Origin of the sequence: Deinococcus sp. HSC-46F16 (assembly GCF_024171495.1) — a bacterium.
Taxonomy (GTDB): Bacteria; Deinococcota; Deinococci; order Deinococcales; family Deinococcaceae; genus Deinococcus.
The window spans coordinates 1-25,467 of the sequence record NZ_JALJZW010000006.1; the positions used below are offsets into that span (position 1 = coordinate 1).

Here is a 25,467-nt window from a genome sequence, read left to right on the forward strand (position 1 = left end):
TCACGGCAGGCGTCTAGACTGTGGCGCATGACTGGGGTGAAGTCGTAACAAGGTAACTGTACCGGAAGGTGCGGTTGGATCACCTCCTTTCTACAGGTCACGTCACGCACCAGCGATGCGAACACGCCCCGAGTCATATGACTCGGGGCGTTTCCTATTGAGCTGAGATGGACCGGCGCCTAACGGTGTCGGTCCATCTCTTTTGCTTGCTCCTTCAGCGTCGCCCGCCATACACCAGCGTCCGGACCAACTCTTCCAGCGGCCCGCTGCCCCACGTCCGCAACATCCACTGGCTCAGGGGGATCTGCGCGAGGGTGACGCCCAGGGCCAACAGCACGGCGGGAGCGGCCCCCCAGCGGCCGAACTGGCCTCCGGCGTAAGGGTAGAAGACGGTGGTCATCACCAGGCTCTGCAGGATGTAGTTCGTCAGGGCCACGTGTCCGCTGGCGGCAAAGGCTCGCAAGGGACCCAGACGGCCCTGCACAGCCAGCAGTCCCACCACCCCCACATACCCCAGCGCACTGGCGAGGCCCCCGCCCATCCGGACAGGAATGGCGATCAGTCCAGCAGCGAGGCTGGGCTGGGTGTTCAGCCAGGCGAGCAGCCCCCCCAGCGGCAGCCCCAGCCCCAACCCCCAGACCGCCAGGCGGCGCAGCAGCGGTCGGTGCTCGTGCGGGCGGGTGAGCAGGCCGCTGCGCTGCGCGGCGGCGCCCAGCAGAAACAGGGCAATCAGCCATGGGCCGTTGTACAGGCTGCCCCCGATCAGGTCGTCGAGGAAGGTGGCGGCCCGCCCGGCCACGACCTGCGCGTAGGTCATGCCAGCGGTAAGGTCGGGCAATCCCGCCGTGCGGAGACGGGGACTGTTCTGGTAGGCCAGCGCCAGCAGCACTCCCGACCCCAGCCAGTACACCCCCAACACCCCGGCGAGGCCCAGCAGCGCCCGCGCAGACAGGCGCACCGTGACCAGCAGAACCAGCGCCAGCAGCGCGTAGTTGGAAATGATGTCGCCGTGCCACACCAACACCCCATGCAGGGTGCCCAGCCCCAGCAGCACCAGCAGCCGCCGGGTCAGGAGGCCCGAGCCGTGCCGGGTCAGCAGCCCCGCCGCCCCCCAGCCGAACAGCATGGCGAACAGGCTGATGGAACGTCCATTGAAGAACATGTCGGTGACGACCTGCACCGCGCGGTCTACGCCTGTCTGCGTCCACTCCCGAAACCCCGCGAAGTCCTGCACATTGACGATCAGGATGCCCAGCAGCGCCAGCCCCCGCAGCACATCGGGCAACGGCGAACGGTCCCGCACTGTCACCGGCTGTGGCGGCCCAGACTCCGGCGCAGGGGTAGGCGTGGGCTCGGCGGGCAGGTTCATGCGCTCAGGCTAGCGCGGGCAGCCCTCCTGCACGGGCCATAAAAAAAGCCGCCTTCTCAGGCGGTGATAGAACCAAGATAGCGCGGTATGCAGCATGCGTCAACCTCAACCGGGCCATTCTGGAGGCCGGACACAGCGGCGGCCCGTCACGACGTTGCTTCCCCGACCGCCCGCACCCGCACCGGCCCCACGGGTCCCAGCGTCACCCCGGCCCAGGGCACCGGGTCGTCGCCCACAGGAACCAGCGCAGGCAGCCCAGCGAGCGCTTCCAGAATGATCAGGTGCGCGAGGTGCATCCCCAGACAGATGCGCTCGCCACCACCGAAAGGGAGGTAGGTCCAGGCTGGGGGCGGCTTCTGCCAGCGCTCGGGGCGAAACTCGCCGGGGGCCTCCCAGCGCCCTGGGTCGCGGGCGCTGAGGTAGGGGCTATACAGCACCAGCGCGCCGCGCGGCAGGCTCACGCCCTCCCACTCCAGCGGTGTCCCCAGGCGGCGGCTGCCCATCCAGCCGGGAGGGTACAGGCGCAGCGTCTCCTTCAGGGCAGCGGGGTGGCCTTCCCGCGTGTGCCACGCCGGATGCCGGGCGAGGTGCCACATCGTCCACGCCAGCGCGTGCGTGGTGGTGTCGTGCGCGGCGGCGAGGCTGATCCGCACCTCCTCCAGCCCGCCGGGGAGGGGGGCGAGGACGGCGAGGAGATCGTCGCCGCCGCCCGCTGCCCGCCGCCGCAGGGCCAGCCAATCCAGCTCGGCCCGGACGTGGGCGAAGAGCCGGGGTCGGGGCAACGCCGGGTAAGGAAAGGGCCGCCGCAACGGGGCGAGAAAGGCGTGCAGCAGCTCCTCCGGAAACTCGCCGCTGAAGTACGCCGCGTTCAGCATCCGCAGCACGGCGTGGTCGGCCCAGTCCAGCGCGTCGAACTCGCCCGTGGGGACGGGGGGGCGGGCCAAGCGTACCCGCTCGCGCAGGGCTTCCAGCTCCGAGCGGCCGAACGCCGGATTCAGCACGCCCCGGCGGGCGCGGTGCTCGGGGGCGTCGGTCAGGACGATGCCGCCCGCGATGAAGGGCACCAGGCGGGGAAAGGTGCCCGCGCTGCGAAAGCCACGCAGGTCGGTCAGCACCCGGCGGTTCCACTCCGGGCTGAAGCCCATGACGGCGGGCAGACCCAACCGCAGCCGGAAGAGGCTTCCGCCGCCCTCGCGTGCCCGCCGCGCCCCCTCCTCCAGCAGCGGCAGCGGCGCCCGCGCCCAGTCCTGAAGGTGGCCGGAGCCGGGGCGGGGCGGCGGTTCGGGGAGGGCCGCGAGGGGAGTCAGCCGGGCCACGTCTCGCCGTCCCCCGGCACGTCCCGTCCCCCCAGGTCGTCGTAGCTCAGGCCCAGCAACTGCCCGGCCCCGTTCCAGCCGCTGAGGATCGAGAGGGGCACCCCCCCGCCCGGGTGCACCGTGCCCCCCACCTGCACCAGATTGCGGGCGCCGGGCAGCGTCCAGCCGGGGCGCAGGCTCCCGGTCAGGCCGTGCGGGGCCTGTCCGTACAGCGCCCCCCCCACCCCGGTGCGGGCGTAGTCGGCGGGGGAGAGGGGCCGCCACTCGGCCACCTCCAGCGGAAAGCGGGCCTGAAGCTGGCGCAGCAGGAACCCTCCGTACTCCGGCGCGTCCCCGACGGCCTCTGGTTGCGGCGGCGCGTTCACCAGCAGGAAGGCCCGGTCGCCGTCCAGGTGCAGGTAAAGGGTGGGGTCACCCGGCAGCCGCCCCGCCCGGATGTCTCGCCACTCGCGGGTATAGTCGGCGGGCCAGAAGATGTGGTGGGCGTGGCCCCGGTCCTCCGAGAGCCGCAGTTGCAGGGCAAACCCGCTCAGGCCACGCGGAGCGGGGTCCGGCGGCAGTCCCAGCCAGCCGCGCGTGAGGGCACGGTCGGCGGCGCTGACCCAGGCGTCGGCAGCGAAGGCCCCCCGGCTGGTGTGGGCGCCCAGCACCTGCCCGCCGTGGGCGCTCAGAAGCTGCACCCGCGTCCCGAACTCGAAGCGCACGCCCAGCGCCGCCGCCCGCTCGTAGAGCCGCCCGGCGAGCGCCCCCAGCCCGCCCTCCAGGTGCCAGACCCCGTAGCCCAGCTCCACCCAGGAAATGTTGTGCAGGACGGCGGGGGCGCGGTAGGGGTCGGCCCCCAGGTACGTGGCGAAGCGCAGCCAGAAGGGAGTCAGGAAGGGGCCACTCCGCACCAAGCGGGCGAGACTGCTCCACGGGGCGGCCCGGTGCCCCTGCGTGAGGGCGTAGCGGGCGAGCTGGGCGCGACTGGGCGGCGGCCCGAAGATGAAGGTGGGGGCGGCGTCCCGGTACATCCGCCGGGCTGCCCCCAGCAGCCGGGCATAGTCGCGGGCCTCCTGGCGGGAGAGTTGCGCCAGCGTCGGCTCCAGGCTTCCGGCGACGTGCAGCGCCTCGGGGGCGAAGGTCCGTCCCGAGAGCGTGTGGTAGGTCGTGGTGGGGCGGGCGGGCTCCAGCGGGGGCCGCTCCAGGCCCAGCCGGGCGTGCAGGCCCCGGAACACCTGCGGCATGGTGACCACGGTGGGGCCGCTGGAGAAGTCCTCGTAGCCCAGCGCCGCCTTGCCGCCGGGCCGCTTCAAGGCGTCGAGCACGGTGACCCTGGCCCCGGCCTGCGCCAGCCGCAGCGCCGCCGCGAGCCCCGCGAAACCCGCCCCGATCACGGCGATGTGCCGGGTCCGGGGGCTCATGCGGGGCCTCCGGGACGGGGGGCGGGACCGTTCATTGCTCGTACTCCCGGCCCTTCCAGGCCACCTTGCGCCGCATGGCCCGACGATACACGGGCAGCGCCAGCAGGGGGGTGCCGGGAGCGAGCAGGCCCTCCGCGAGGTCGGCGGGGCGGCGCCGCCCGGTCAGGAGGTTGACCGCCGCGCGCTCGGCCAGCCCCGCGAGGCGCAGCGGCCACACCCCCCGCACGTGTCCGGGCAGCAGCCAGGGTAGCGTGTACGCCGCGAGGTGCCATCCCAGCGAGGCGGCCAGCAGCGCCCGCGAGCGCCCGTGAAAGGACCCCATGTTCTTGCCGAAGCCCGCCACCGAGTCCGGGTAGCTGCGGTACATCCGCACCTCCAGCACCCCGCGCCCCAGCGCCAGCCCCAGCCGCCCGCCCCGCGCCTTGACCCGGCTGGCAAAGGCCACGTCTTCGAGCAGTTCCGAGCGCACCAGCGCGTGCCCCCCCACCCGGCGGTACGTCTCCCGCCGCAGCACGATGAGCTGGCCGTTGGCGGCGGCGGCGGTGTGGTGCGGAAAGCGCAGCAGCGGATGCGGCAGGAAGGTCAGCAGCACCGCGTCCACCAGCGGCGTGAGCAGCCGCTCGCCGAACGTCACGTTGCGCTGCCGGGGATAGACGCTCAGGAAATCGGCCCCCGAGCGGGCGAACTCGTGCAGTGCCGCGCCCAGGGCGCCGGAGTGCCACTGCACGTCCGCGTCGGTGAAGATCAGGACCTCGCCCGTCGCCGCCTCCCCCAGTTGCTGACAGGCCCAGGGCTTGCCGTGCCAGCCGGGGGGGAGAGGAGCGCCCGTGAGCACCCGCGCTCCCAGCGCCCGCGCCACCTCGGCGGTGCCGTCCGTGCTGCCGTCATCCAGCACCAGTACCTCCTCCGCCCCCTGCGCGAGCAGGCCCGGCAGCGTGTGGGGGAGGTTGTGGGCCTCGTTCCGCGCGGGCACCAGCAGCGAGACGCGGGGCCGCTCCGGGGGGAGGGGCCGGGGCCGCAGCCGGGGATAGGTCAGCGCGTTGACGAGGAGGGTCAGCGCCTTATATCCGAAAAAGCCCGCCGCCGTGAGCCGGTAGGCGCGGGCGAGGTCGGGCCTCCCCCTCACCGCCCCTCCGTCAGCCGGGCGAGCAGGCGGCTGGCGAGGCCCGGCCGCGCCGGATCGGGCAGCGGCGCCCCGGAGACGTGCAGATATCCCGCCAGCGGCCGCTCCGGGTCGCCCGCCGCGAGGTCGGCGTCCAGCGCCGCGAGTTCGCGGGCGAGGGCCCCGGCCAGCCCTCCGGCGGTCGTAGGTGTCCCGAAACGCAGGTGGGCTTCCGGCCGGGGGCGTCCGCGCAGGCCCACCCGCAGGGCGACGGGCACGAGCGGCACCCCCGCCTGCCGCGCGATCCAGCCCGCGCCGGGCCGCAGCTCGCGGGGGGGACCGGCGGGCTGCAAGGCCCCCTCCGGAAAGACCACCACCCACGCCCCCGCCCGCGCCGCCCGCACCGCCGCCCGCAGCTCGTCGGCGCCCAGCGCCCCCACCCGCCGCAGAAAGGGGTAATGGACGAGTTGCCGGGAAGTCATCAGCACCCGGAAGTCGCCGTCCAGTTCCCAGGTCAGCTCGCCCATCACGTAGCCGTCCCACCAGGAATGGTGGTTGGGAGCGAGGACCGCGCCCCCCGCCGGGAGCGGCCCGCGCAGCCACACGCCCCCCAGCCCGGTGCGGACACTGCGGCGGATAGAGGCCCGCAGCATCGCCCCGACCGGATCGGGAGTCATGCCCGCCCCCCGGTGCCCCGCCCCCGCACCGCCCGCGCCAGGGCGAGCGCTGCCAGCATCGCCACCAGCGTGCCCCCGGCCTCCACGTACCGCCCGACGAGGACGAGGCCCCCCGGCAGAAAGAAGAGTTCGGTGGGGTAGGCGGCGGCGAAGGAGAGGCGCGAGAGGTCGGGGCGGGGCGCGGGTTCCACGCGGACCGCCTCGGCCCGGAAGCCCACCGACACGCGGCCTGCGGCCCGCACCTGCATCGGCCACCCCCACCCGCGACCGGTCCGCCCGAACAAGCTCGGCGCAATGCGGGTGAAGGCCCAGGCCAGCCCGGTCCCCACCACCCACCAGCCCACGAAGTTCTGCAGGGGCGCCCCGGCCCACAGCGGCGCGGGGTCGCTCCAGAGCCAGTACCGCTGGGCGGTCATCAGCGGCTCCAAGCCCACGTCCCACGCGACCATCAGCACTCCGGCCAGCCACGCCCGCCCCCCCGCCAGCCGCGTGGCCGCCAGCGTCAGCGCGAACCAGCCCAGCGGCACGATCAGCGGCACCGTGAGGAGGGTGGGCGGCGGCGCAGTCCCGTAGGAGTAAATCCCGAAGGGAAACCCGGTGCGGCTTCCCAGCAATTCCACCCCCCAGCCGACCCCGAACGACAGCGCGGCCATCGCCCACGCCCGCCGCGCCCCCACCCGCTCGGCGGCGTAGAGCCACCCCGCCACGCACAGGGCCGCCGTGCTGAGCAGCCCCAGCACCGGGAACCCCTCCGGCCAGAGGGGGACCGGAATCTTGAGCGCCACGTAGGCGACCAGCCACCACATCCAGGGCCGCATCTGTGCCGAGAGGGCCGCCCAGCGCGTCCGCAGCGTGCCCGCGAAGTCGACTCCCAGCGCGTCTCCCGCCAGCGCCAGCCCCAGCGAGGCGGGAAAGGCCACGGCAATCATTCCCCACCCCACCGCCATGCCCCGCAGCACGAGCAGCGCCCCCAGGAACGCCACGCCGAGGGCGGTGAAGGCGAGGCCGAAGCGCCGAACGGTAGGGGAGAGGCGCAGGGTCAACCCGCCCCCGTCCGCAGGGCCAGGAAGTAGGCGCGGGTCGTCTCCGAGACTTTGCCCGGCAACCCGCCCAGAGGCCACCAGCGCAGTTCCGAGGCGTCGTCCCCGGCCCGCGCCTCCCCGCCTGCGAAGTCGGCGGCGTAGACGTGCGTTTCCCAATTCACGACGTTCCCATCGGGGTACGTGTGGCGGTGCGGGAAAGTCCCCAGTGGGCGCAGGCTGCCCACCGTCAGGCCCGTTTCCTCGCGCAGTTCGCGCCGGGCTGCCTGTTCGGGCGTCTCACCCGCCTGAGCCCCACCGCCCGGCACGTCCCAGCGCCCGTTATCCCCGCGCCGGACCAGCAGGACCTCGTCACCCCGCAGGACCGCCACCCCCGCGCCAAGGCGGGGCCGCTTCTTCACCCTTCCGAACAGCCCCCTCACTTCCACCCCCGCCGCGTCAGGTCGCGCAGCAGCACCCGCGCCGCATTCCGCCCCGACGCCCCCATGATGCCGCCGCCGGGGTGGGTGCTCGCGCCCGTCAGGTACAGGCCCTTGAGCCCCGGCCAGCGGTACTGGCTCGCGGCCATCCAGGGCCGGAAGGCGAACATCTGGTCAAAGCTCATCTCCAGGTGCATCACGTTGCCCCGGTGCAGCCCGAGGTTCGTTTCCAACCACTGCGGCGTCTGCACGAGTTCACCCACGATGGTGTCCCGCGTGCCCGGCGCGTAATGCTCGAACGCCCGCAGGATGTTCTCCCGCGCCTCGGCCGTGCGCGTCTGCCAACTGCCGGAGGCCAGTTCATAGGGATAGTACTGCGCCCACAGCCACAGCACCTCGCCGCCGGGGGGCGCGAGGCTGTCGTCCACGGCGGAAAAGCTCATGGCGATCAGCGGGGGATCGGTGGTCGGTTCGCCCGCCAGATATTCCCCATACGCCTTCGCCAGTTGCCGCTCGTCCTTGATGAGGAGCCCCAGCCCCACCCGCGACTCCGGCTCGGTGTGCTGGCGGTAGCGCACCTTCTCGCTCAGCGCCAGCCGCAGGATCATGCCGAAGCCGTTGCCCACCCGCACCCGCCGGGCAGCCTCGGGAACGTGTTCCTCAGGTAAGGCCCCCGCCGTCGTCAGGACGTGGGCACCGGACACGACCGCGCGGGCGGTGTAGCGTTCGCCATTCTCCAGCTCCACGCCCTGCGCCTTTCCGCCCCGCACCAGAATCCGTTTCACCGGGGCATTGACATGCACCTCGCCGCCGTAGTCCTCGGTGGCCCGCCGCAGCGCCCGCGTCAGGCCGCCGGAGCCGCCCTTGGGCCGCGCGACCCCGCCCTCGTGATAGAGGGGGTGCCACAGCAGGAAGGGGGCACTCAGGGGGTCCGTGGGCGGCGGGCCGCTCTGCGCCGCCATCCAGGTCAGCGGCGCCCGCACCCGCTCCTCCGAAAAGTATTCCCGCGCCACGTCCCCGTAGGGCCGCAGGATGCGCGAGAGCTGGGTCTGCATCTCGCGGCCCCCACCCTTTCCAGCACGGCCGCTGCCCATCACCATCTTGCCCAGCTCCAGCGGTCCCGGCGCCGAGTTGAAGAGGTCAGCCACCGAACGGGCAAACGGGGTCCAGTCGTCCAGAAACTTGCGATATGCCTCGCCCTGACCGGGAAAGAGGGCTTCCAGCTCCCGCGCGGTGCGCTCCGGGTCGCGGTAGACGAACCACGGCGTCTCGCTGTCGGAGGCGTGGAACATGGGGTCCACTTCGAGGTAATGCAGGCCGTGGCGGGTCAGCTCCAGCTCGCGCACGACGGGCGTCATCCGGATCAGGATGTGGGCGCTGCCCCCGTAGTCGAAGCGGTAGCCGGGCACCAGCTCCTCGGTGCTGACGGCCCCCCCGACGATATGGCGGCGCTCGAAGACGCCCACCTTCAGGCCCGCCCGCGCCGCGTAGGCCGCCGTCACCAGGGCGTTGTGGCCCGCCCCCATCACGAGTACGTCGTAGTCCGGCATCAGTGCCTCCGAGTCTGGCACGCCGGGCGCTCCGGGGACGGTCAGGAATCCGCCAGAGGCCCTCCGCTACCGTGGTCCCATGTTCGGTCGCCGCGTGCCCCCCCACATCGTCTTCGCCCTCAGCGTGCTGCTGGCTGTGCTGTGCGCGATTCCTGCCGTGCGCTACGGGTTGGCGGAAAACTGGCTCCCCGCCCTGATCTGGGGCGCGGTTGCCGTGTGGTTCGCGGTGGACGCAGTGCGGTCCTACGGGTGGAGGCAGCAGAAGAAGTCGTAGACGCTGCGGGAGAGGTCAGTCCAGCCGCTTGACCCAGAAGCGCATGGGCTTGGGCGTGTCCCGCGTCTCGCCCACGTCGGGCCAACTCAGCGTGGTTTCGAGGTCGGGGCGCTCCACGTACCCCCGCGCTTGCCAGAAGGTGTTCAGCGGGCGGTAATCGGCGGGCCGGGCCGGGTGGTCCGCCGGGCGCTGCACCGCGCAAAAGGCGGTGACGGGCAGCCCCAGCCGCCGGGCGTGGGCCTCCCGCTCGTCGAAGAAGCGGTGCCCCAGCCCGCGCCCCCGGTACCCGGAACGCAGCACGCTCTCCCCGAGATACAGCACCTCGCCAGGGTCGAACTCGGACCCCAGGAAGGGACGCTGAATCTCCCCGGTCTCCGCGACGAGGGGGAGGGCGGTGCTGGCCCCCACCACCTCGGTCCCGTCGCGCACCAGCAGGGCGAGGGCTCCGGGCGCCTCCAGATAGGTCTGGAGGTACCGCTCCTCGTACTCGGGGGTGCCGTCGTACAGGTACGGGAAGTCGCGGAACACCTCGGTCCGCAGCCGGGCGAGGTCGGGCAGGGCCGCCCGCAGTGCCTCGCCGCTCGCCGGGGTGACGCTGAGGCTCAAGCCTGCTCCGTCCCCGTGTTCACCTGCCGGGTCCAGTCCGCGAGATTGTAATAGTTCGTCACGCGGGCGATCTTGCCGCCGCGCTCCTCGCCGCGCACCTCGAAAAAGGCGCCCACGGGCAGCACGTAGGTCTGCCCCGCCGCTTCGGGCAGGCCGGGGTCGGTCTTCAGGTACTCGCCGTGAATCACGAATTCGGCCGCCGCACGCCTTCCGTCCGGAGTCGCCATCACCACGATCCCCTCGGCCCGCTCGCGGTAGTGGGCGTCCATCCTCGCCAGAAAGGTGCGGAAAGCGTCCAGCCCGCGCTGGGTCTCGCCCTCGTTGACATCGTGCTGCACGTCGTCGGTGAGCAGGGCCAGCATGCCCTCGGCGTCGCTCGCGTTGAAGGCCGCGTAGTACCGGGTCACGAGGTCGAGGGTCTGCGCCTGCGCAGTCTGGGTCGGGTCGCCGCTGGTCATGCCCGGCAGTCTAGCGACTCCCCCACTGGGGGAAGGGGTATGGTTTTCCTCACATCGCTAAAGATTTTCGCGCTCTGGCCGCGCACTTTGGGGTTGTGGCGCGGGCGGGCTCTGCTATGGTTTGGCGTAAGCAGTGCCCACGAGTCTTCGCGTGTCCGGCGGTGCCGGTTCGGACCGCCATCCATGAAGGAGTTCCCCGCATGAAGCAGATGCGTTACATCCTGACCCGCCCCTGCCTTCAGGAAGGCGTCCTGCGGCTTCAGAAGTACCTGGAGCCCACCTTTCCCGAGAGTGGTCCGGCCGTCTTCGTGGACGACCGTGGCCGCGAGCATGGGGTCCAGATCGACCGCGCGGCCGGAGTCGTGCGCGGCCTGCACCCCCTCTACCACGACGCCAACCTCGGCGTGAACGACGTGCTGATGATCACGCCGCTGGAGCCGGGCCGCTACAGCGTGGAGGGCATCGTCAAGCCGCACGCGCCCATCACCACCCCGCGCCCCGAGCACCAGCGGACCCCCGAGCCGCGCCGGGTGGTCGTGACCGCCACCCCGCACGTCCGCGAGGTGCGGCTGCAACATGCGCAGAGCCCTGAGCCTGCCCGTCCGGTGGCGCCCGCCCGCGAGCCGCTGGTCCCCGTGGCCCAGGCGCCTGAGCCGCCCCGCGCCGCTGCCCCCATGCCGAGCCCGGCGCCCGCTGCTCCCCGTGTGGCGGCCCCCACCCCCGGCCCGGTGCCCGAGACGCCCGAAGCGCAACTTGCCGAACTCGCCAGCCTGACGGGCTACCGCCTGAGCTACGCGGCGCCCGGTGTGGCGCGTCTGGCGGCCGAGCTGGGCGAGTTCAGCTATGTGGTGCACGTTGCGCTGGGCGAGTCGGCCCGTCGCCCCGGCTGGGAGAATGGGGCCGACCACAGCGTCCTGCTGACGGCCGAGAGCCAGCAGGTGGGAACGTCGCGTCTGACCCGCGAGGCCCTGGTCGCGCTGCTGGAACACGCGCGGCTCGCGCCCCTCTCGCCCATCGACCTGCGGCCCTACTGGGAGGCGGGCGACCTCGACCTGAACGCGGCGGCGGGCGTGTCCGAACTGGTCGGCGCCCACCTCGCGCAGCGCGGGGCATTTTCCTTCGTGCTGCTGACCCTGGCGGCGCAGCCCGCGCACAGCATCATTGGGGTGCCCCGCCTCGCCGAGCGCCTGGGCAGCGGCGTGAACCCGGCCGAGCTGCGCAGCATCCTCGACACGCTCAGCCGGGCGCCCTTCCTGGCGCTGACCCCGCTGCCGGGCGGCCAGTACCTGCTGCGGGCGGGCGTCGCCGAGATGCTGCGCGACGTGGCCGACTACGCCGACGGGGTGCGCCGCCGCATCCGCCCGGCGACCCCCGTTCAGACCGAGGCGCGCCGGACGCCCACCCTGGTCTGAGCGGCCCGGCCCCCTGGGTCAGCCCAGCCGCACCTGCCACTCGGTAAAGCTGGCCCAGGGCTGAAACCCCAGCGCCACATTGATGCCCAGCATGGCGGCGTTCTCCTCGGCGTTGTTGGTCCGCATCCAGCGGGCGCCGGGAAAGTCGGCCATCACGCGGCGGAGCATGTCAGCCTTGAGCCACTTGCCCAGGCCCTGCCCCCGCGCTTCCGGGCGGACGGCGGTGGCGCCCTGGTAGGCGAGCGCGGCCCGCTCCGGGTGCCAGAAGGTCTCGGTGTACCCCACGAGCTCGCCCGTGCGGGTGTCCTCGGCGGCGAGGATGAGCCGGACCTCCCCGGCCTCCTCGATCATGCCCTCCCAGGCCCGGACCATCTCGGGGGTGATCCGCCAGTCGTCCACCTCCAGGTCCCCCTTGGGCGCGGTGTTCATGACCTCCATCATGGTGACCATGCGGTCCAGGAAGTCGTCGGGAACGCGGGTCCAGAGGTGCAGGCGGTAGGGGTCCCCCTCCGGGCGGGCGCTCCAGCGGTCCAGCAGCTCGAGGTCCAGTCCCGCGAGGTCGAGCTGGCTCTGGCGCATGGGCAGCGCGGGCTCGGCCCCCAGGGTGCGGGCGAAAGCTTCCCCGGCGGGCACGTGGCTGGTGGTGCCCAGGGTGATCAGGCGGCGGCCTTCCTCCCGGGCGGCTTCCCGCAGCGCCCCCGCCACGGCGCGGCCCAGGCCCCGCCGCCGGAGGTCCGGGTGGACAATCAGCCGGGCGTGGGCCGTGTGCAGGTTCTGCGTGAGGCTGTAGCTCAGGCTTCCCCAGGCCACGGCCCGGTCGCCGTCCCACACGGCGAAGTGCCGCACCGCCTCGTCGGGCGAGACGTGGGTGAGGCCCAGGGCCTCCAGTTCGGGCCGCAGGGGCGGGTCGTCCGGCAGCGCGAAGGCGTGGCTGTCGGTAAGGAGCTGGCCCACCGCGAGCCGCTGCTCGGGGGTGGCCGTCGGTGGGTCGAAGGGGGAAACCGTCCAGAGGGAGGCAGAAAACGTGGTCATGTCCACAGTGTGCGCGGTGGGCCGCCTGGAGACATGGGCCAAACGGCGCACGCCGCGCTAGGCCGGAGCGCGGGGCTGGGGAAGGGGGCAACGTGCGGACGGTCGCCCCCTCCCGGCCCTCCTGCTCAGCTCCCCTCCGCCAGCCGCTCCCGCAGAAAGCCCATCAGCCCCCGGATGTGCTCGCGGTCGAAGCGGAACTCGACCCCGGCGGCGCGGTACAGCTCGGGCACGGGCACGGTGTTCCCCAGGCGCAGGCTGGCCTTGTACCGCTCCAGCGCCCCGGCCGGGTCCTGCCGCGCCTGCCGCCAGATGCCCACCGCCGCGAGGTAACACATCGCGTACTCGATGTAGTAAAAGGGCGCCCGGAAGATGTGGTAGTACTGCCAGCCTTTCGCCCGGATTCCCTCGTCCAGCCCCTCCCAGTTCACGAACGGGTGGAAGGTCCGGTCGAGTTCCAGCCACTTCGCGTCGAGGTCGGCCATCGTCAGGTCCTCGCCCGCCTCGGCGTAGAGCCAGTGCTGGAAGGCGTCCATCTGAGCGGCCCAGGGCAGGAAGGCCACCACGCCCTGAAGCTGCTTCTCGCGGTAGCGGGCGAGTTGTTCCGGTGAGAAGACGTGCCCGAGGTGGTCGAGCGTCAGGAACTCCATCGCCATGGAGGGAATCTCCACGAACTCGATGGGGCTCCAGCGGTTCCACACCAGGGGCTGCGCCGCCCCGCTCAGGAAGCCGTGAAAGGCGTGCCCGACCTCGTGGAACAGCACCCGCACGTCCTCGGCGGTGCCCACCACGTTCATCAGCACGAAAGGCTGGTTCTGCACCGGGAAGTACTGGCAGTAGGCGTGCGTCATCTTGCCGGGCCGCGATTCGAGGTCCAGCAGACCCCCCGTCCGCATCTGCCCGAAGCGCCCGGCGAGTTCGGCGTCGAGGCCCTCAAACGCCGTCTGCGCCAGCGTCTCCAGCTCGGCCCCCGTCGTGAAGGGCTTCAGCGACTCGCGGCCTTCCGCGTCGAGGAGGTTGTTGCGGTTGTAGTCCCAGGGGCGCACCGAGTCCAGTCCCAGCCGGGCGGCGATGTCCCCGACGATCTCGGCGGCGAGGGGCACCACCTCGTCGCGCACGGCCTCGTGAAAGGCGCGGCAGTCTTCGGGCGTGTAGTCCACCCGGTCGAGCCGCTTCCACATGTAGTCGCGGAAGGAGGGCAGGTCGGCGTTCGCCGCGAGCTGGCGGCGGGTGGGTAGCAGCTCCAGCATCAGCGCGTCGAGCTGCGGGGCGACCTCGCCATTGCTGGCCGCGAGCGCCCGCCACGCCCCCTCGCGCACCGAGCGGTCGGGATGGTCGAGGCGCTGTTTGGCCTGCGGCACGGTCAGCGTCTCGCCATTCAGGGGGACCGTCTGGTTCCCGGTGATGACCCCGTGGCGGTTCATCTGCGCCTCGTGCGTCACGCCGAGGTCCACGTTCGCCTCCCGGAACAGGGCCGCCTCGTCCTGCATCCGGCGGTAGGTCAGGGCGAAGTCGGGGGCAGGCTGGTAGCCGGGCACGGCCAGCAGCTTCTCGATCAGGGCCTGCCCGGTGCGCTGCGCCTGCGGGGAGACTTCCTCCAGAAAGCGGGCGTAGCGGGCCTGGGTCGCCTCGTCGTCCGTGTGGAGGTCGGCGTGGGTGGCGAGCTTGCTGCCGACCTGTCCCAGTTCGGCCTCCAGCGCACTCCACTCGGAAAGCCAGCCGGGAACCGATTCGGCGCTGAGGTCGGCGGCGAGCAGGGCCTCGAAACGGGGCGCGTAGGTGTCCCAGCGGGTCGCCTCGGCGGAGACGGTGAGCACGCGCTCCACCGCGTTCAGGGTGGTGGTCATGCGGGAAAGTCTAGCGTCCGGGCTGCCGCGTTCCGGTAGGCCGGGTGGCGTAGCGGGCGGGCCTCTAGACTGACCGGGTGACCGTGCCCGCCCCGACTGCCCCGACGCCGCCTGCTCCTCTCGTCCTCGTGATCGTCGGGGGCAGCATCGCCGCCGTGAAGGCTCCCTCGGTGCTGCGGCGGCTGCGCGAGCGCGGGGCTATAGCGCGGGTCATCGCCACGGACGCTGCGCTCGCTTTCGTGACTGATCTCAGCCTCGCCACCGCCGCCGCGCACGAGGTCGCCACCGACGCGACGTGGTTCTCGCCGCGCCCGGACGCGCAGCACCTCACCCTGGCGCGGGCGGACGCAGTCGTCGTGGTGGGCGCCTCCGCCGACCTGCTCGCGCGGGCGGCCGGGGGGCACGCCTCCGACCTCGCCTCGGCCACGCTGCTCAGCGTCCGCGCCCCCGTGCTGTGGGTCCCTGCCATGAACGAGAAGATGTGGACCCACCCGGCGGTGCAGGCCAACGCGGAGACGCTGCGCGGCTGGGGCCACCGTTTCCTGGGGCCGGAGGTCGGCGCGTTCGGAACAGCGGGGGAGGGGTCAGGCCTGGGCCGCATGGCCGAGCCGGAGGAGATCGCGGCGGCGGCGCTGGCGCTGCTCACGCCCCCGGTTCCCCAGGACCTCGCGGGCCTGCACGTCGTCGTCTCCGCCGGGCCGACCCGCGAATACCTCGACCCGGTGCGCTTTATCAGCAACCCGTCGAGCGGCAAGATGGGCTTCGCGGTGGCCGAGGAGGCGCGGGACCGGGGCGCCCGCGTGACGCTGGTGACCGGGCCGGTGTCCCTCCCCGACCCCTCTGGCGTGACGGTGCAGCGCATTGAGACGGCGCTGGAATTGCGGGACGCGGTGAAGGCTGCCGCGCAGGATGCCGAGATCGTCGTGATGACGGCGGCGGTGGCCGACTACCGCGCGGCCGAAGCCGCCACCGAGAAGCAGGCGAAGGTCGCAGGCGACGTGACCGTCCCCCTCACGCCCAATCCCGACATCCTCGCGGAACTGGGGCGTGAGAAAGGCGAGCGCGTGCTGGTCGGTTTTGCGATGGAGACGCACGCGGGGGTGGAGCGGGCAGCCGCCAAGGCGGAGCGTAAAAACGCCGACTTCATCCTGCTGAACTACCCCACGCGCGAGGGGACCGCATTTGGCGGCGACGACAACGAGGTCACGCTGGTCCGCCCGGACGGCTCGCACGAGGCCTGGCCGCGCCTGAGCAAGCGCGAGGTGGCCCGCAGGTTGCTGGACGAGGCGCGGCGGGTGCGCGGGAAGCGGTAAGCAGGGCGTGGGAGGGGAGGGCGGTTGCCGCGTACCCCGTCCTGCGTCCCGCCTCCCCCTCTCGCCTCACCGTTGCCTTATTCACTCCCGCTGCATACCATGAGCGCAATGCTCAGCAAGGACCAGCGCCAGAAGCGCATTCAGGACATCATCGCCCGCGAGAGCGTCTCCACCCAGGCCGAACTTGTTGAGCGTCTGCGTTCGGAGGGCATTCAGGTCACCCAGGCCACCGTCAGCCGCGACATCAACGAGCTGCGGCTGGTGCGCGTGCCCGTCGGCAAGGGCCGCCACCGCTACGCCCTGGCGCAGATGGCGGGGCATCAGGGGGTCGAAGAAGAACTCGGGCGCCTCTTTCAGAACTTCGTCAAGGACGTGGACCGGGGCGAGAACATCCTGGTGATTCGCACCGCCGACGGCCACGCCACCGGGGTGGCGCTGCTGCTTGACCGCCTGCGCCGCGACGACATCGTGGGCACCATCGCGGGCGAGGACACCATCTTCCTCGTCGCCCGCACCACCGCCGAGGGCGAGGAGCTGATGGAGGAGTTGCACGCGCTGATGCTGGGGTGATGGGGTGCGGGAGGCAGTGCGCGGTGCGTGGGTGGGGCGGGCGGGTCCCGCTTACCGCTCCCCGCGCCCCCGCAGCGCCCCTCCCACCGAGGTGCCCAGCAGCAGCGCCGCGTCCATCCCCGGCAGGCCGTGCACAGCGGCCTGGCCCTCGTGGATCACCCGGACCTGACACGAGGGGCCGAGCCTTCCGTCCAGGCGTTCCCGTAGGCCCGCTTCCAGATCAAGTCCGGCGAGGGAGCCGTAAAAGCTGCTGGCCGCCGTTGCCGGGCTCACGTTTCCCGCCCCGTCCAGATGCGCCGAGAGGCTGACGGCCACCTGTTCGGCCCGTTCCTGTGCGGAAAGAGTCTCCAGCATGGCCCCGGCCAGAAAGTCCAGCAGTCGGTGCCCGTCGCTGACTTCATACGGAGTCGGCAGAAGGGGCGCGGGCCGCACCTCCTGGACCTCGCCCGCCGAGACCTCCGCGTAAGCCCGCTTGACCGCGGTGTGCCCGGCGTCCAGCACGAGCACCGGCCCCTCCCGGTACTGCCGCGCGGCACCGTGCAGCATCAACAGGCGCGGCTGCGCGAAGAGATGCAGCCGCACGCCCTCCACGCCCAGCCGGGGCAGCCACTCCCTCGCCGTGGAGGCGAGGTGCTGGCCCAACGTTCCGCTCAGCACACCCCCACCCAGGACGATGTCGTTGACCTGCCCCCAGCGGTTCCAGTGCGTCTCCGGCCAGTCGGGCCGGGCCGCGCGGCTCTCCGCCGGGGCCAGCTTCAGGGTCGCCACGAGGGCCGCCAGCGCCAGGCCCAGACGGTCCGCGAAGGCGGCGGCGCGGGGGTCTCCCCGAGAAAGGCGCTCCTCCAGAGCTTCTGGATAGCGGCTGCACACCCGCATCTTCCGGGCGTGCAGTTCCCCCACGCTGCTCCGCAGCAGGCTGGGGAGGCCCTGGGTGCGCCGGGGCAGCCGCTGGAGGCACAGCCGCGCGATGTCCCGCTTCCGGGCGGCGGGGATGGGGGGCAGGTCCGGGGTGCCCAGCTCGGCCCGCATCCGGGGCGCGATGCTCCACGTCGCCAACCATTCGTGCGCCAGGCTGCCCGCCATGCCGTCCGGAAGCCCACCGAAGTGGCCCAGGGTGACCCGGTTCAGGCCGGGGTTGAAGGTCTGGCGCGTGCCCCCACTCACGGCACGTCGCCGTCTTCCAGCTCCGGCACGTCCCCCACCGGAAGCTGCACGTGGGCGACGGTCCCCTTCCCGACCTCGCTCTCCAGCCAGATGCGCCCGCCGTGGGCGTCCACGATGCCCTTGGCGATGCTGAGGCCCAGCCCGGCGCCGCCTGCATCGCGGCTGCGGCTGTCCTCGACCCGGTAGAAGCGGTCGAAGAGGCGCGAGAGGTGCTCGGGCGGAATACCGGGGCCGTCGTCCCCCACGCTCAGGCGCACCTCGCGGCCCTCCTCCTGCGGGGTGCTCGTCAGGGTGACGGTGGTGGCCCCCGCCTTGAGCGCGTTGCCGACGAGGTTGATCAAGACCTGCTTGAGGCGGTCGGGGTCGCCCTCAAAGGCCACCTCCTCGCCCGCGACGCGCAGCTCGGTGCCCTGCGCCTGCCCCAGCGGGGCGAGTTCGCGGGCCACCTCGCCCAGAAAGAGGGTCGAGAGGATGGGCTGGCGGGTCAGGGTCAGCGCCCCGCTGTCCGAGCGGGCGAGTTCCAGCAGGCTGGCGATCAGGGCGGTGAGGCGCTCGGATTCGCTGCGGATGATGTTCAGGCTCTCGCGCTGCTGCCCGGTCGGGTTGGTGCGCCGCAGCAGGTAGCCCGCGTGCCCGCTGATCGCGGTGACCGGCGTGCGCAGTTCGTGGCTGGCGTCGGACGTGAAGCGGCGCTGCGCCTCGAAGCTGGCCTGGAGGCGGCCCAGCATGGCGTTCAGCGCCTGCGCGAGCGCCTGCACCTCGTCCCCGGTCCTGGGCACGGGCACCCGCTCGTCCAGGTTCTGCCCGCCGATCCCTTCGGCAGCCTGCCGCACCTGCCGCAGGGGCCGCAGCGCCCGGCCCGCCAGGACATACGCCCCCGCCGCCGCCGCGAGCAGGCCCAGCAGGCTCAGCGCGAGCACCCCCCGCTGAAGCTGCGCGAGGGTCCGCAGCGCCGGGTCGAGCGGGCGCCCGACATAGGCCACGGCGAGGTTGGGCGGCGCTCCGGGGTCGAGTTGCAGCGGCCCCAGCACCACCATGAACAGGTGCGGGCGGCGGATGTCGGTGTAGGGGTCGCGCACCTCCCGCTCGACCAGGATGCGCCCGTTCGGCGACCCGATCAGGCGGGTGAGTTCCTCGTCGGAGAGCCGGATGGCGTTGTCCGGACCCATCCGGATGAACTGCCGCCGACTGCCCGCCTGACTGCGCACGAAGTTCAGCAGTTGCCGCCGCGCCTGCGGGTCCCGCGCCTCACCGAAATCCCGCATCAGCGAGGCCAGGTCGTAGGTCGGCAGCTCCTCGACCTGAATGGCGTCGTCGGGAAAGAGGTAGACCGCCCGGGGCAGGATTCCGGCCGCGTCCCGCTCCTCGGAGGTCGAGGGGTCCTTGAGGTTCAGCCCCGGCACCACGTCCCGCAGCAGCAGGTAGGAATTGCCCAGTTCGCGCTCGAGGTTGCCGATCAGGCTGCCCCGGATGGTAAAGAACACCGACACCGACACGGCCGCGAGCACCAGCGCGACCAGCCCGCTGTAGAACAGGGTCAGCCGCCAGCGCAGGCTCACGGGGCGGCACCCACCGGGGCGGGACGGTGGCGCCGGAACACAGCGAAACCGGGCGCGTCAGGAAAGCCTGTCACGCCCGGCAGTGTACCCTCCCGCCTCCCGGCCCCTACTCCTCGCGCAGCACGTACCCCACCCCGCGCACGGTGTGGATCAGGCGCCGCTCGCCGCCCTCCTCGAGCTTGCGGCGCAGGTAGCCGATATACACGTCGACCACGTTGCTGCCGCCGGTGTACTCGGGCCAGACCTTTTCCTCGATCTCGAAGCGGGAAAAGACCTTGCCGGGGTTGCGGGCCAGCAGCTCGAGCAACTCGAACTCCTTGGCCGACAGCTCGACCCGCCGCCCCCCCCGGAAAATCTCGCGCCCGTCGAGGTTCATCACCAGGTCGGCCACCCGCACCTCGCCCGTGACGGCGGGGTTCACCCGGCGCAGGTGGGCGCGGACGCGGGCGAGCAGTTCCTCGATGGAAAAGGGCTTGATCAGGTAGTCGTCGGCGCCCGAGTCCAGCCCCTCGACCTTGTCCTGAATGCCGTCTTTGGCCGTCAGGATGATGATGGGCGTGTTGCTGGTCTTGCGGATGCGCCGAGCGACCTCCAGGCCGTCGAGCACCGGCAGCATCAGGTCGAGGATGACGAGGTCCGGGTTGACCTCGCGGAATTTGCTCAGGCCGGTTACGCCGTCGAAAGCCACCTCGGTGGCGTACCCCTCGGCGGCCAGCTCCAGTTCGATGAAGCGGGCGATGTCTTTTTCATCCTCGATGACGAGGACCAGGGGCTTGCGTTCCATGCGGCCAGTCTAAGAACCGCTCTCATGAGAAGACGGCCCGGCCGCTTAACCGGTTTTCATGGGGGTTGTGGGGACGGCGCCGGGCAACACCCGGTGGGCGCGGCAGTCCGGTCCGAAGCCGCGCAGGGGAGGCAGGGGGCGGGGCCGCAGCGCCGCCGCGCTCCCCACGGCCCGCGCCGCCGCCTCACAGATCAGGGTCTCGCCGGGCTCGGCGGCGTCACACAGGCGCCGGGCGTAGTTGACGGGCAGACCGTAGGCACTGGGCTGCCCGCCCACCACGCCGGTCACGACCTCGCCCGAGGCGACCCCCGAACGCACCTGAAGCGTGAGCCCCAGCGACCCGGCCAGTCCCAGGTGGGCGGCGCGGTCGTGGGCCTCAACGGCTGCCCGCAGGGCCTGCTCCGCGCGCTCGGCGGGCCACAGCGCCAGCACCGCGTCGCCCTGGTGCTGCAAGACCTGTCCGCCATGCACCTCGAAACTCAGCATCAGTACCTGCACGAACTCGGCCATCAGCGTGGCGTAGGCCCCCAGGGACAGCCCATGCGCGATGCGGGTGCTGCCCACCAGGTCGACCATCACCAAGCACGCCTGCTCGGGGGCGGGAGGGTCGGCGGGCAGCGGCAGCAGCAGGTGGGTCATGGTCCGGCCCCACTATGCGTCCGGCACCGCTCTTGGGTAAAGCCCCATCTGCCTCACATGGCCCCCTCACCTCTTCATGAGGGGGGGTTCAGTGGGCGGGCACCACGAAGCCGTGGAGGGGCGGCAGCGTCCGGAAGGCCACCCCGTCTCCCGGTTGCACGGCGGGCAGGCCCCCGAAATGCCCCAGCACCAACGGCACCCGCGCCTGCACCACCCAGATCTGGCGGCCCACATTCAGGACCCGTCCCCGCCCGCTCACGGCCGAGACGCCGACGACCTCCAGGTGTTCTTCTGCCGCCTCGTCCCACTCCAGGCGCCGCGTGCCTGCCGGGTCGAGCAGGCCGTGGATCACGAAACGGGCCGGGCCGGGCCGCGCGGCGTAGGGGCCACTGCGGTCAAAGAGGTAGAGCACCCGTCCCCCCGCCGCGAACTCCAGCAGCGGGCTGCCCTCGCGGCCGGGATAGAGCACGCCCTCGGCCGCGTGGGGCGCGTAGGTCACCGCGAACTCGGTGTCCGAACTTTCCAGCGTCAAGGCGCCAGCTTCCTCTCGGCGTGCATGGGGGAGATTCTAGGGCACCGCTCCCCCCTCGCCCCTGTCCCCCTCCTCCAGCCACTCCAGCCCCGGCTGGGGCACACCCGCCGCGTCGAGGACCGGGTCGGCCCGCTCCAGCGCGAAAGTCCCCTCCACTTCCCGCAGCAGGTGAATCAGGACCAGCCCGCACAGGCGCTCCAGCACGGCCCAGCGCAGGCTCCCAGCTTCCTCCCGCGCCTGGGCACGGCGCAGACCGGTCAGGGCGAGGCGTTCGTCGCCGTCCCGAAAGGCCCTGGCCGCGTCCGGCGGCACCAGTCCCGCCCGCTCTTCCGGCCCGCTCAGGTCAAGGTGCGCCACGTCACGTCCAGGATGACCCCCGCCAGCATGGTGAGGGCCAGCCACATGTTCGCGTCGAAAAAGGCCACGTTGACGCGCCCGAGGTCCTCCGGGTTCACGATGCGGTGCTCGTACAGCAGGATGCCCCCCATGACGAGTGCGGCGAGGTAATACCAGACGCTCGCCCCCGTGACCACCCCCACCGCGAGCAGCAGCGCGAAGGTGAGGCCGTGGCTCGCCGCCGCGATCCGCAGGGCGCGGGGGATGCCGAAGCGGGCGGGGATGCTCCTGACCCCGTTGGCGAGGTCGAAGCGGTAGTCCAGGGTCGCGTAGATCACGTCCAGCCCGATCATCCAAAAGATCACGACGGCCCACAGCAGCCATGCGCCGGGCGCGAACTCGCCCGTCACGGCGATCCAGCCGCCCGCCGCCGCCGCCCCGTCGGTGACGCCCAGCCAGGCGTGACACAGCCAGGTATAGCGCTTGGTATATGGGTACCCGATCAGGAAGAGGACCGCCAGCGGCATCAGCGCGAGGCACAGCGGATTGAGCTGCGCCGCCGCGAACGCCATGACCGCGAGGCTGACGATCACCAGCGCCCACGCCTGCGCGGGGCGGACCTTGCCGCTGGGGACCTCACGGCCCGCCGTGCGGGGGTTGCGGGCGTCGATGAAGCGGTCGATCACCCGGTTGGCAGCCATCGCGGCGGTCCGCGCCCCGGCCATCGCCACGGTGACCCACAGCAGCACCTCCCAGCCGGGCCAGCCCGTGCCCCGCGCCTGCATGCTGGCGAGCAGCATCCCCGCGTAGGCGAAGGGCAGCGCGAACACGGTGTGCTCGAACTTCACGAGGTCGAGGTAGGTCTTGACACGGGCCGCCGCGTTCACAGCCGCCCAGCATACTCCCCCTGCACATTCCGGTTGTCCTCTGCTATCATGCCTCCCGCGCGGGTGCAGGGAAGCGAGGCGTAGCGCAGGCCGGTAGCGCACTTGGTTTGGGACCAAGGGGTCGCTGGTTCGAATCCAGTCGCCTCGACCAGCTTTTTCCGCAGGGAAAGGGCAGCACGCGCAGCACCCGGGCGGGATTGGTGTAGTGGTAGCACAGCAGCCTTCCAAGCTTCTGGCCTCGGTTCGAATCCGTGATCCCGCTCCAGATTTGAGCCTCCCCCGCGGAGGCTTTTTTCATCTCCGGGCACCCTTAGCTCAGTTGGATAGAGCAACCGCCTTCTAAGCGGTCGGTCGTAGGTTCGAGTCCTACAGGGTGCGCCACAAGAGCCTCCCCCACCCGGTGTGGGGGAGTGCTGCTGGGTCCCGTGGGGTCCGGTGAAGCGGTGGGAGAACCGTTCAGCCCGAGCGGACTGGCAAAGCGGCCGAAGGGGAGAACGGAGTGGGCGGAACCCGGATCAAGCCTGCCGGGGCGCGAAGACGAGGCCCTCGCCCACAAAGGCCACGCCGCCCGGCTCCCGCGCGTCGTGCACAAAAGCGAGGCGGCCCCCCGGCCCGAACTCGGCCCGTTCCACGTTCAGGCGCAGCAGGGCCATCAGCAGGTCGGCGTAAAAGGTCACCTCGTCGCGTTCCTCCTCCAGCCTCGCGTCCGCCGGGAGGGCCGCCGCCTGCCGCAGCCGGGCCAGGTCGTCAGGGTGCGCCCAGGTCAGGTGCAGGGCGACGGGGCGGGCCATGCCGCCCGTTCCCAGCCCCAGGGACCCCGTCTCCCCGGCGCGTGCACGCAGGCTCAAGGCGCCGTGCCGCGCCATCACGTCGCGCAACCCGCGCAGCAGCGGAGCGGCCAGGGCCGATTCGAGGGGCTGAAGGGATTCGGTGCTCACCCCCCGACTGTAACAAACCGGGGTCCACAGCTCCGGTGCAGCCGTCGGGGAATTCGCGCCTCCCGCCCTCACCACGCCACGGTCCCCAGCACCAGCCCCGCCCCGTACTCGCGCGGCACCCGCCGCAGCCGGGCATCGGGTTGCCGCAGCGCGATCTCGGGGACGCGGGCACCCACCCCGAAGTCCAGGGAAATGTTGGCGCTCGCCACGTCGCGCACGTAGCTGCGCTGGGTCAGGAAGGCGGCCCGGTGGGCGTCGGGTTCCAGTCGGCCGTACACCAGGCGGCGCATCGCCACCGGCAGGCTGGTGCGGCTGACCTCGGCCAGATGCAGCACGGCCCCCGGACTCACCCCGTAGCGCCGCAGGGCCTGCTCCAGCAGCGGCCCCGGCATCTGGAGTTGCGCGGCCCCGTAGTTGCAGTAGGCCTCGACCTAGGCGCGGAATTCCTCGGGCGAGTCGGTCTGCCAGCGCAACTGGGCCTCGATGCCGCTGTCGCGCAGCAGGGCGTGGCTGACCTCGTGCATCTTCACGAAGGTCCGCTCGCTGCGGTACACGCTCTCCTCCAGCGTGATGACCGTGCGCGGCAGCGACACCGTGCTGCTGAACGGCCCCGGCGCGACCGGAATATCCAGGCTGGCCGCCAGCCGCCAGAAGTCCGTCTCGTAGCCGTGCGCGGCGTGCACCCGGTCCACGAACTCCAGAAAGGCCGCCCCCAGCTCGCTCACGGCTCCACCTCGATCCACTCGCGCACGCTGGTGAAGTACCGGAACCACTCCTGCGGGGTCTGCGGTCCCCGGCCATAGAAGTTGCCCGCCTGTGCCAGCGCCGCCTGCACCTTCGGGTGCGCGATCAGGGGATCGACCGCCGCGTACCGCTCCCCCGCCTCACGCAGCCCCTCTGGGATATCCGGGGAGGGAAGGAGCGGGGATGGGGCCGCGACCTCCATGACCAGCGCCGGGTTGAGCCGCCGCAACTCCTCGGCCGTCAGCCCCAGCACGTCCGCGATGGCCCGCAGGTACTTGGACTCGGCCACGTTGACCCGCCCCTTCAGCAGGTGGCTGAGGTAACCGGGATCGGGAATCCCCGCCCGACCGGCCAACTGCGCCTGGGTCAGTCCCCGCTCCCGCAGCTTGCGCCGCAGGAACTCGCCCGCTTCGGTAGGGGAGAGAGGAGGGGCAGGCTGGGTCATAGGCGGTGTCCCCAGCGTAGCCCCTCCTGGGATGAATCGCAACTCGACTTGCGACCTGTCGCTTGACACCGGGTGGCAGAGCCGCCACAATGTCCAGCACTAAACCCAGACCCAGAATTCGCTTCCAGCAGAACACCATGTTGCGACCTCTCGCAACTCCAGGAGGTCTTCCATGCCCCTACTCACCCCCACCGAACTGCTCGCCGCCGTCACCGGGGTGGGCGGCCTGCTGATCAGTGGGCTGACGCTGCTGCTGCGGGGCCGGGAAACGGCGTGGAGCCAGGCGGCGGGGCTGCGCGGCGAGTTCCGGGCCGAGATCGGTGAGTTGCGGGGGCAGGTGGCGGCGCGAGAGGCCGAACTGGAGGCCGCCCGCACCCGCCTCACGGAGCTGGAAGACGGGCTGACCGCCCTGCACCTCGACCGCCGCCTGCTGCTGGACTACCTGCGCGACGTGGCGGGCGGGCAGTTCGGCCCCGGCTGGTGCGAGCGCCGGGCACGTGACCTGCTGGGGCGGCTGGAGCGGGAGGGCGGGTAGAGATGGGGGCTCGGTATGCTGGCCTCCATGAACCACACCCGCACCTGGACGGACCTCTACGGCTCGGCCTGCGCCCTGTTCGAGGGCCGGGCGGGGGGCCACCGCTGGCTCGTCGCCGCGCCCCCCGAGCGGGCGAGTGAGCTGCCCGCTACGCTGCAAGCCCTCGACGGCAAGGGCGAGGTCCGCCTGCTCGTGCACGAGGGCCTGACGCCCCTGCTCGCCGCCCTGCACGAAGGCCCCGTGCGCGGCGTGCTCATCGTCGGAGGGCGGACGCTGACCGCCGGGCCGGAGGTCACGGTGCCGGAGCAGGAGGTGGAGGACAGGGGCGGCGTCGTCTACCGCGAGGGCGGCACCTTCCCGGCCTGGACGGCGGCCCTGGACCTCGGCGGCGCGGAGGGCGAGTGCCCCGCCGCGAGCGCCGCCGCGTCGCTGGGCGTGCCGGTCGTGGTGGTCTCCCCGGAGGGCGTCCGCACCGCCCTGGAAGCCTGGATGGACGCCACCCCGCACGGGCGGTAGGCC

General features: G+C 72.1%; 29 protein-coding genes, 3 tRNA genes and 1 rRNA gene. 10 read left to right on the top strand and 23 right to left on the bottom strand.

From position 1 onward, the window contains the following. A 16S ribosomal RNA gene (locus L1280_RS12360) occupies positions 1-90 on the top strand; the annotation flags it as partial. Between the two features lie 124 nt (positions 91-214). Here the strand turns inward: L1280_RS12360 and L1280_RS12365 are convergent. The 8 genes from L1280_RS12365 to L1280_RS12400 form a co-directional block, all read right to left on the bottom strand. Then, positions 215-1,369, bottom strand: a complete 1,155-nt coding sequence (locus tag L1280_RS12365; RefSeq protein ID WP_253582606.1) for a DUF418 domain-containing protein — start codon at positions 1,367-1,369, stop codon at positions 215-217. Positions 1,370-1,515: 146 nt separating this feature from the next. Then, positions 1,516-2,685 (bottom strand): cytochrome P450, encoded by a 1,170-nt coding sequence (locus L1280_RS12370; RefSeq protein ID WP_371922917.1) that lies wholly within the window; start codon positions 2,683-2,685, stop codon positions 1,516-1,518. Then, positions 2,673-4,088 carry an NAD(P)/FAD-dependent oxidoreductase gene (locus tag L1280_RS12375; protein ID WP_253582607.1) on the bottom strand — a complete coding sequence of 472 codons (1,416 nt, stop codon included), beginning with the start codon at positions 4,086-4,088 and terminating at the stop codon, positions 2,673-2,675. The genes L1280_RS12370 and L1280_RS12375 overlap by 13 nt, the downstream gene beginning before the upstream one ends. 31 nt (positions 4,089-4,119) lie before the next feature. Continuing rightward, entirely contained in the window at positions 4,120-5,214 is a 1,095-nt protein-coding gene (locus tag L1280_RS12380; protein ID WP_253582608.1) for a glycosyltransferase, read from the bottom strand. Next, positions 5,211-5,867: a 1-acyl-sn-glycerol-3-phosphate acyltransferase gene (locus tag L1280_RS12385; RefSeq protein WP_253582609.1), complete on the bottom strand. Its 657-nt coding sequence runs from the start codon at positions 5,865-5,867 to the stop codon at positions 5,211-5,213. Before L1280_RS12385 ends, L1280_RS12380 begins: the two co-directional genes overlap by 4 nt. Further along, the gene (locus L1280_RS12390) at positions 5,864-6,910 is read right to left on the bottom strand and encodes a carotenoid biosynthesis protein (RefSeq protein WP_305881881.1); all 1,047 of its coding nucleotides are present in this window, start codon (positions 6,908-6,910) and stop codon (positions 5,864-5,866) included. Before L1280_RS12390 ends, L1280_RS12385 begins: the two co-directional genes overlap by 4 nt. Continuing rightward, positions 6,907-7,308, bottom strand: a complete 402-nt coding sequence (locus tag L1280_RS12395; protein ID WP_253582610.1) for an NUDIX domain-containing protein — start codon at positions 7,306-7,308, stop codon at positions 6,907-6,909. The genes L1280_RS12390 and L1280_RS12395 overlap by 4 nt, the downstream gene beginning before the upstream one ends. A 17-nt stretch (positions 7,309-7,325) precedes the next feature. Then, positions 7,326-8,876, bottom strand: coding sequence for an NAD(P)/FAD-dependent oxidoreductase (locus L1280_RS12400; RefSeq protein ID WP_253582611.1), 1,551 nt, complete (start codon positions 8,874-8,876; stop codon positions 7,326-7,328). Between the two features lie 79 nt (positions 8,877-8,955). Here L1280_RS12400 and L1280_RS12405 point away from each other — a divergent pair, with 79 nt between their 5' ends. Then, positions 8,956-9,150, top strand: coding sequence for a hypothetical protein (locus L1280_RS12405; protein ID WP_104991733.1), 195 nt, complete (start codon positions 8,956-8,958; stop codon positions 9,148-9,150). Between the two features lie 15 nt (positions 9,151-9,165). Here the strand turns inward: L1280_RS12405 and L1280_RS12410 are convergent, their stop codons facing one another. Further along, complete coding sequence (locus L1280_RS12410; RefSeq protein WP_253582612.1) at positions 9,166-9,756, bottom strand: GNAT family N-acetyltransferase; 591 nt, start codon at positions 9,754-9,756, stop codon at positions 9,166-9,168. Further along, positions 9,753-10,214 carry a ketosteroid isomerase-related protein gene (locus L1280_RS12415; RefSeq protein WP_253582613.1) on the bottom strand — a complete coding sequence of 154 codons (462 nt, stop codon included), beginning with the start codon at positions 10,212-10,214 and terminating at the stop codon, positions 9,753-9,755. Before L1280_RS12415 ends, L1280_RS12410 begins: the two co-directional genes overlap by 4 nt. A 200-nt stretch (positions 10,215-10,414) precedes the next feature. Between L1280_RS12415 and L1280_RS12420 the strand changes: the two genes are divergently transcribed. Continuing rightward, entirely contained in the window at positions 10,415-11,626 is a 1,212-nt protein-coding gene (locus L1280_RS12420) for a hypothetical protein (protein WP_253582614.1), read from the top strand. Positions 11,627-11,644: 18 nt separating this feature from the next. On the opposite strand, the gene L1280_RS12425 is transcribed toward L1280_RS12420, so the two are convergent. Both L1280_RS12425 and L1280_RS12430 read right to left on the bottom strand, forming a co-directional pair. After that, the gene (locus tag L1280_RS12425) at positions 11,645-12,658 is read right to left on the bottom strand and encodes a GNAT family N-acetyltransferase (protein WP_253582615.1); all 1,014 of its coding nucleotides are present in this window, start codon (positions 12,656-12,658) and stop codon (positions 11,645-11,647) included. A 125-nt stretch (positions 12,659-12,783) separates the two neighbouring features. Beyond that, a complete protein-coding gene (locus tag L1280_RS12430) occupies positions 12,784-14,502 on the bottom strand; it encodes a M3 family oligoendopeptidase (RefSeq protein ID WP_253582616.1) in 1,719 nt (572 codons plus the stop codon). A gap of 77 nt (positions 14,503-14,579) precedes the next feature. Between L1280_RS12430 and coaBC the strand changes: the two genes are divergently transcribed. Both coaBC and argR read left to right on the top strand, forming a co-directional pair. Then, positions 14,580-15,815, top strand: a complete 1,236-nt coding sequence (gene coaBC / locus L1280_RS12435) for a bifunctional phosphopantothenoylcysteine decarboxylase/phosphopantothenate--cysteine ligase CoaBC (RefSeq protein ID WP_371922918.1) — start codon at positions 14,580-14,582, stop codon at positions 15,813-15,815. 108 nt (positions 15,816-15,923) lie between these two features. Then, a complete protein-coding gene (gene argR, locus L1280_RS12440; protein ID WP_253582617.1) occupies positions 15,924-16,385 on the top strand; it encodes an arginine repressor in 462 nt (153 codons plus the stop codon). Between the two features lie 51 nt (positions 16,386-16,436). On the opposite strand, the gene L1280_RS12445 is transcribed toward argR, so the two are convergent. The 7 genes from L1280_RS12445 to mqnP all read right to left on the bottom strand — a co-directional run bounded on the left by L1280_RS12445 (position 16,437) and on the right by mqnP (position 22,286). Further along, positions 16,437-17,549, bottom strand: coding sequence for a hypothetical protein (locus tag L1280_RS12445; protein ID WP_253582618.1), 1,113 nt, complete (start codon positions 17,547-17,549; stop codon positions 16,437-16,439). Next, positions 17,546-19,108: an ATP-binding protein gene (locus L1280_RS12450; protein WP_253582619.1), complete on the bottom strand. Its 1,563-nt coding sequence runs from the start codon at positions 19,106-19,108 to the stop codon at positions 17,546-17,548. The genes L1280_RS12445 and L1280_RS12450 overlap by 4 nt, the downstream gene beginning before the upstream one ends. 106 nt (positions 19,109-19,214) lie before the next feature. Then, complete coding sequence (locus tag L1280_RS12455) at positions 19,215-19,892, bottom strand: response regulator transcription factor (RefSeq protein ID WP_010887388.1); 678 nt, start codon at positions 19,890-19,892, stop codon at positions 19,215-19,217. Between the two features lie 45 nt (positions 19,893-19,937). Further along, a complete protein-coding gene (locus tag L1280_RS12460; protein WP_253582620.1) occupies positions 19,938-20,531 on the bottom strand; it encodes an adenylate/guanylate cyclase domain-containing protein in 594 nt (197 codons plus the stop codon). Between the two features lie 88 nt (positions 20,532-20,619). Further along, the gene (locus L1280_RS12465) at positions 20,620-21,063 is read right to left on the bottom strand and encodes a hypothetical protein (RefSeq protein WP_253582621.1); all 444 of its coding nucleotides are present in this window, start codon (positions 21,061-21,063) and stop codon (positions 20,620-20,622) included. Between the two features lie 36 nt (positions 21,064-21,099). Continuing rightward, entirely contained in the window at positions 21,100-21,420 is a 321-nt protein-coding gene (locus L1280_RS12470; protein ID WP_253582622.1) for a hypothetical protein, read from the bottom strand. Beyond that, positions 21,402-22,286: a menaquinone biosynthesis prenyltransferase MqnP gene (gene mqnP / locus L1280_RS12475; RefSeq protein ID WP_253582623.1), complete on the bottom strand. Its 885-nt coding sequence runs from the start codon at positions 22,284-22,286 to the stop codon at positions 21,402-21,404. The genes L1280_RS12470 and mqnP overlap by 19 nt, the downstream gene beginning before the upstream one ends. Before the next feature lie 74 nt (positions 22,287-22,360). On the opposite strand from mqnP, the gene L1280_RS12480 reads away from it, so the two are divergent. The 3 genes from L1280_RS12480 to L1280_RS12490 all read left to right on the top strand — a co-directional run bounded on the left by L1280_RS12480 (position 22,361) and on the right by L1280_RS12490 (position 22,667). Then, positions 22,361-22,437 (top strand) — tRNA-Pro (locus L1280_RS12480). 40 nt (positions 22,438-22,477) lie between these two features. Continuing rightward, a tRNA-Gly gene (locus L1280_RS12485) sits at positions 22,478-22,551 on the top strand. 39 nt (positions 22,552-22,590) lie between these two features. Then, a tRNA-Arg gene (locus L1280_RS12490) sits at positions 22,591-22,667 on the top strand. A gap of 134 nt (positions 22,668-22,801) precedes the next feature. Here the strand turns inward: L1280_RS12490 and L1280_RS12495 are convergent. From L1280_RS12495 to L1280_RS12510, 4 genes are all read right to left on the bottom strand, one after another. Beyond that, entirely contained in the window at positions 22,802-23,224 is a 423-nt protein-coding gene (locus L1280_RS12495) for a hypothetical protein (protein WP_253582624.1), read from the bottom strand. A gap of 68 nt (positions 23,225-23,292) precedes the next feature. After that, on the bottom strand, positions 23,293-23,616 hold the full coding sequence (locus L1280_RS12500) for a hypothetical protein (protein ID WP_253582625.1): 324 nt from the start codon (positions 23,614-23,616) through the stop codon (positions 23,293-23,295). Between the two features lie 39 nt (positions 23,617-23,655). Continuing rightward, positions 23,656-23,949 carry a hypothetical protein gene (locus L1280_RS12505; RefSeq protein WP_253582626.1) on the bottom strand — a complete coding sequence of 98 codons (294 nt, stop codon included), beginning with the start codon at positions 23,947-23,949 and terminating at the stop codon, positions 23,656-23,658. Continuing rightward, positions 23,946-24,413 (bottom strand): helix-turn-helix transcriptional regulator, encoded by a 468-nt coding sequence (locus tag L1280_RS12510; RefSeq protein ID WP_253582627.1) that lies wholly within the window; start codon positions 24,411-24,413, stop codon positions 23,946-23,948. The genes L1280_RS12505 and L1280_RS12510 overlap by 4 nt, the downstream gene beginning before the upstream one ends. A 172-nt stretch (positions 24,414-24,585) precedes the next feature. On the opposite strand from L1280_RS12510, the gene L1280_RS12515 reads away from it, so the two are divergent. Continuing rightward, positions 24,586-24,948 (top strand): hypothetical protein, encoded by a 363-nt coding sequence (locus L1280_RS12515; protein ID WP_253582628.1) that lies wholly within the window; start codon positions 24,586-24,588, stop codon positions 24,946-24,948. Positions 24,949-24,975: 27 nt separating this feature from the next. Continuing rightward, on the top strand, positions 24,976-25,464 hold the full coding sequence (locus L1280_RS12520; protein WP_253582629.1) for a hypothetical protein: 489 nt from the start codon (positions 24,976-24,978) through the stop codon (positions 25,462-25,464). The last annotated feature ends 3 nt before the right edge of the window (positions 25,465-25,467 follow it).

What these genes read in the sequence shown, in the direction of transcription:
- L1280_RS12365 (WP_253582606.1), bottom strand. Translation starts at nt 1,369, where the DNA reads ATGAACCTGCCCGCCGAGCCCACGCCTACCCCTGCGCCGGAGTCTGGG.
- L1280_RS12375 (WP_253582607.1), bottom strand. Translation starts at nt 4,088, where the DNA reads ATGAGCCCCCGGACCCGGCACATCGCCGTGATCGGGGCGGGTTTCGCG.
- L1280_RS12385 (WP_253582609.1), bottom strand. Translation starts at nt 5,867, where the DNA reads ATGACTCCCGATCCGGTCGGGGCGATGCTGCGGGCCTCTATCCGCCGC.
- L1280_RS12400 (WP_253582611.1), bottom strand. Translation starts at nt 8,876, where the DNA reads ATGCCGGACTACGACGTACTCGTGATGGGGGCGGGCCACAACGCCCTG.
- L1280_RS12405 (WP_104991733.1), top strand. Translation starts at nt 8,956, where the DNA reads ATGTTCGGTCGCCGCGTGCCCCCCCACATCGTCTTCGCCCTCAGCGTG.
- L1280_RS12415 (WP_253582613.1), bottom strand. Translation starts at nt 10,214, where the DNA reads ATGACCAGCGGCGACCCGACCCAGACTGCGCAGGCGCAGACCCTCGAC.
- L1280_RS12420 (WP_253582614.1), top strand. Translation starts at nt 10,415, where the DNA reads ATGAAGCAGATGCGTTACATCCTGACCCGCCCCTGCCTTCAGGAAGGC.
- L1280_RS12425 (WP_253582615.1), bottom strand. Translation starts at nt 12,658, where the DNA reads ATGACCACGTTTTCTGCCTCCCTCTGGACGGTTTCCCCCTTCGACCCA.
- L1280_RS12430 (WP_253582616.1), bottom strand. Translation starts at nt 14,502, where the DNA reads ATGACCACCACCCTGAACGCGGTGGAGCGCGTGCTCACCGTCTCCGCC.
- argR (WP_253582617.1), top strand. Translation starts at nt 15,924, where the DNA reads ATGCTCAGCAAGGACCAGCGCCAGAAGCGCATTCAGGACATCATCGCC.
- L1280_RS12455 (WP_010887388.1), bottom strand. Translation starts at nt 19,892, where the DNA reads ATGGAACGCAAGCCCCTGGTCCTCGTCATCGAGGATGAAAAAGACATC.
- L1280_RS12460 (WP_253582620.1), bottom strand. Translation starts at nt 20,531, where the DNA reads ATGACCCACCTGCTGCTGCCGCTGCCCGCCGACCCTCCCGCCCCCGAG.
- L1280_RS12500 (WP_253582625.1), bottom strand. Translation starts at nt 23,616, where the DNA reads ATGCCGGGGCCGCTGCTGGAGCAGGCCCTGCGGCGCTACGGGGTGAGT.
- L1280_RS12510 (WP_253582627.1), bottom strand. Translation starts at nt 24,413, where the DNA reads ATGACCCAGCCTGCCCCTCCTCTCTCCCCTACCGAAGCGGGCGAGTTC.
- L1280_RS12515 (WP_253582628.1), top strand. Translation starts at nt 24,586, where the DNA reads ATGCCCCTACTCACCCCCACCGAACTGCTCGCCGCCGTCACCGGGGTG.
- L1280_RS12520 (WP_253582629.1), top strand. Translation starts at nt 24,976, where the DNA reads ATGAACCACACCCGCACCTGGACGGACCTCTACGGCTCGGCCTGCGCC.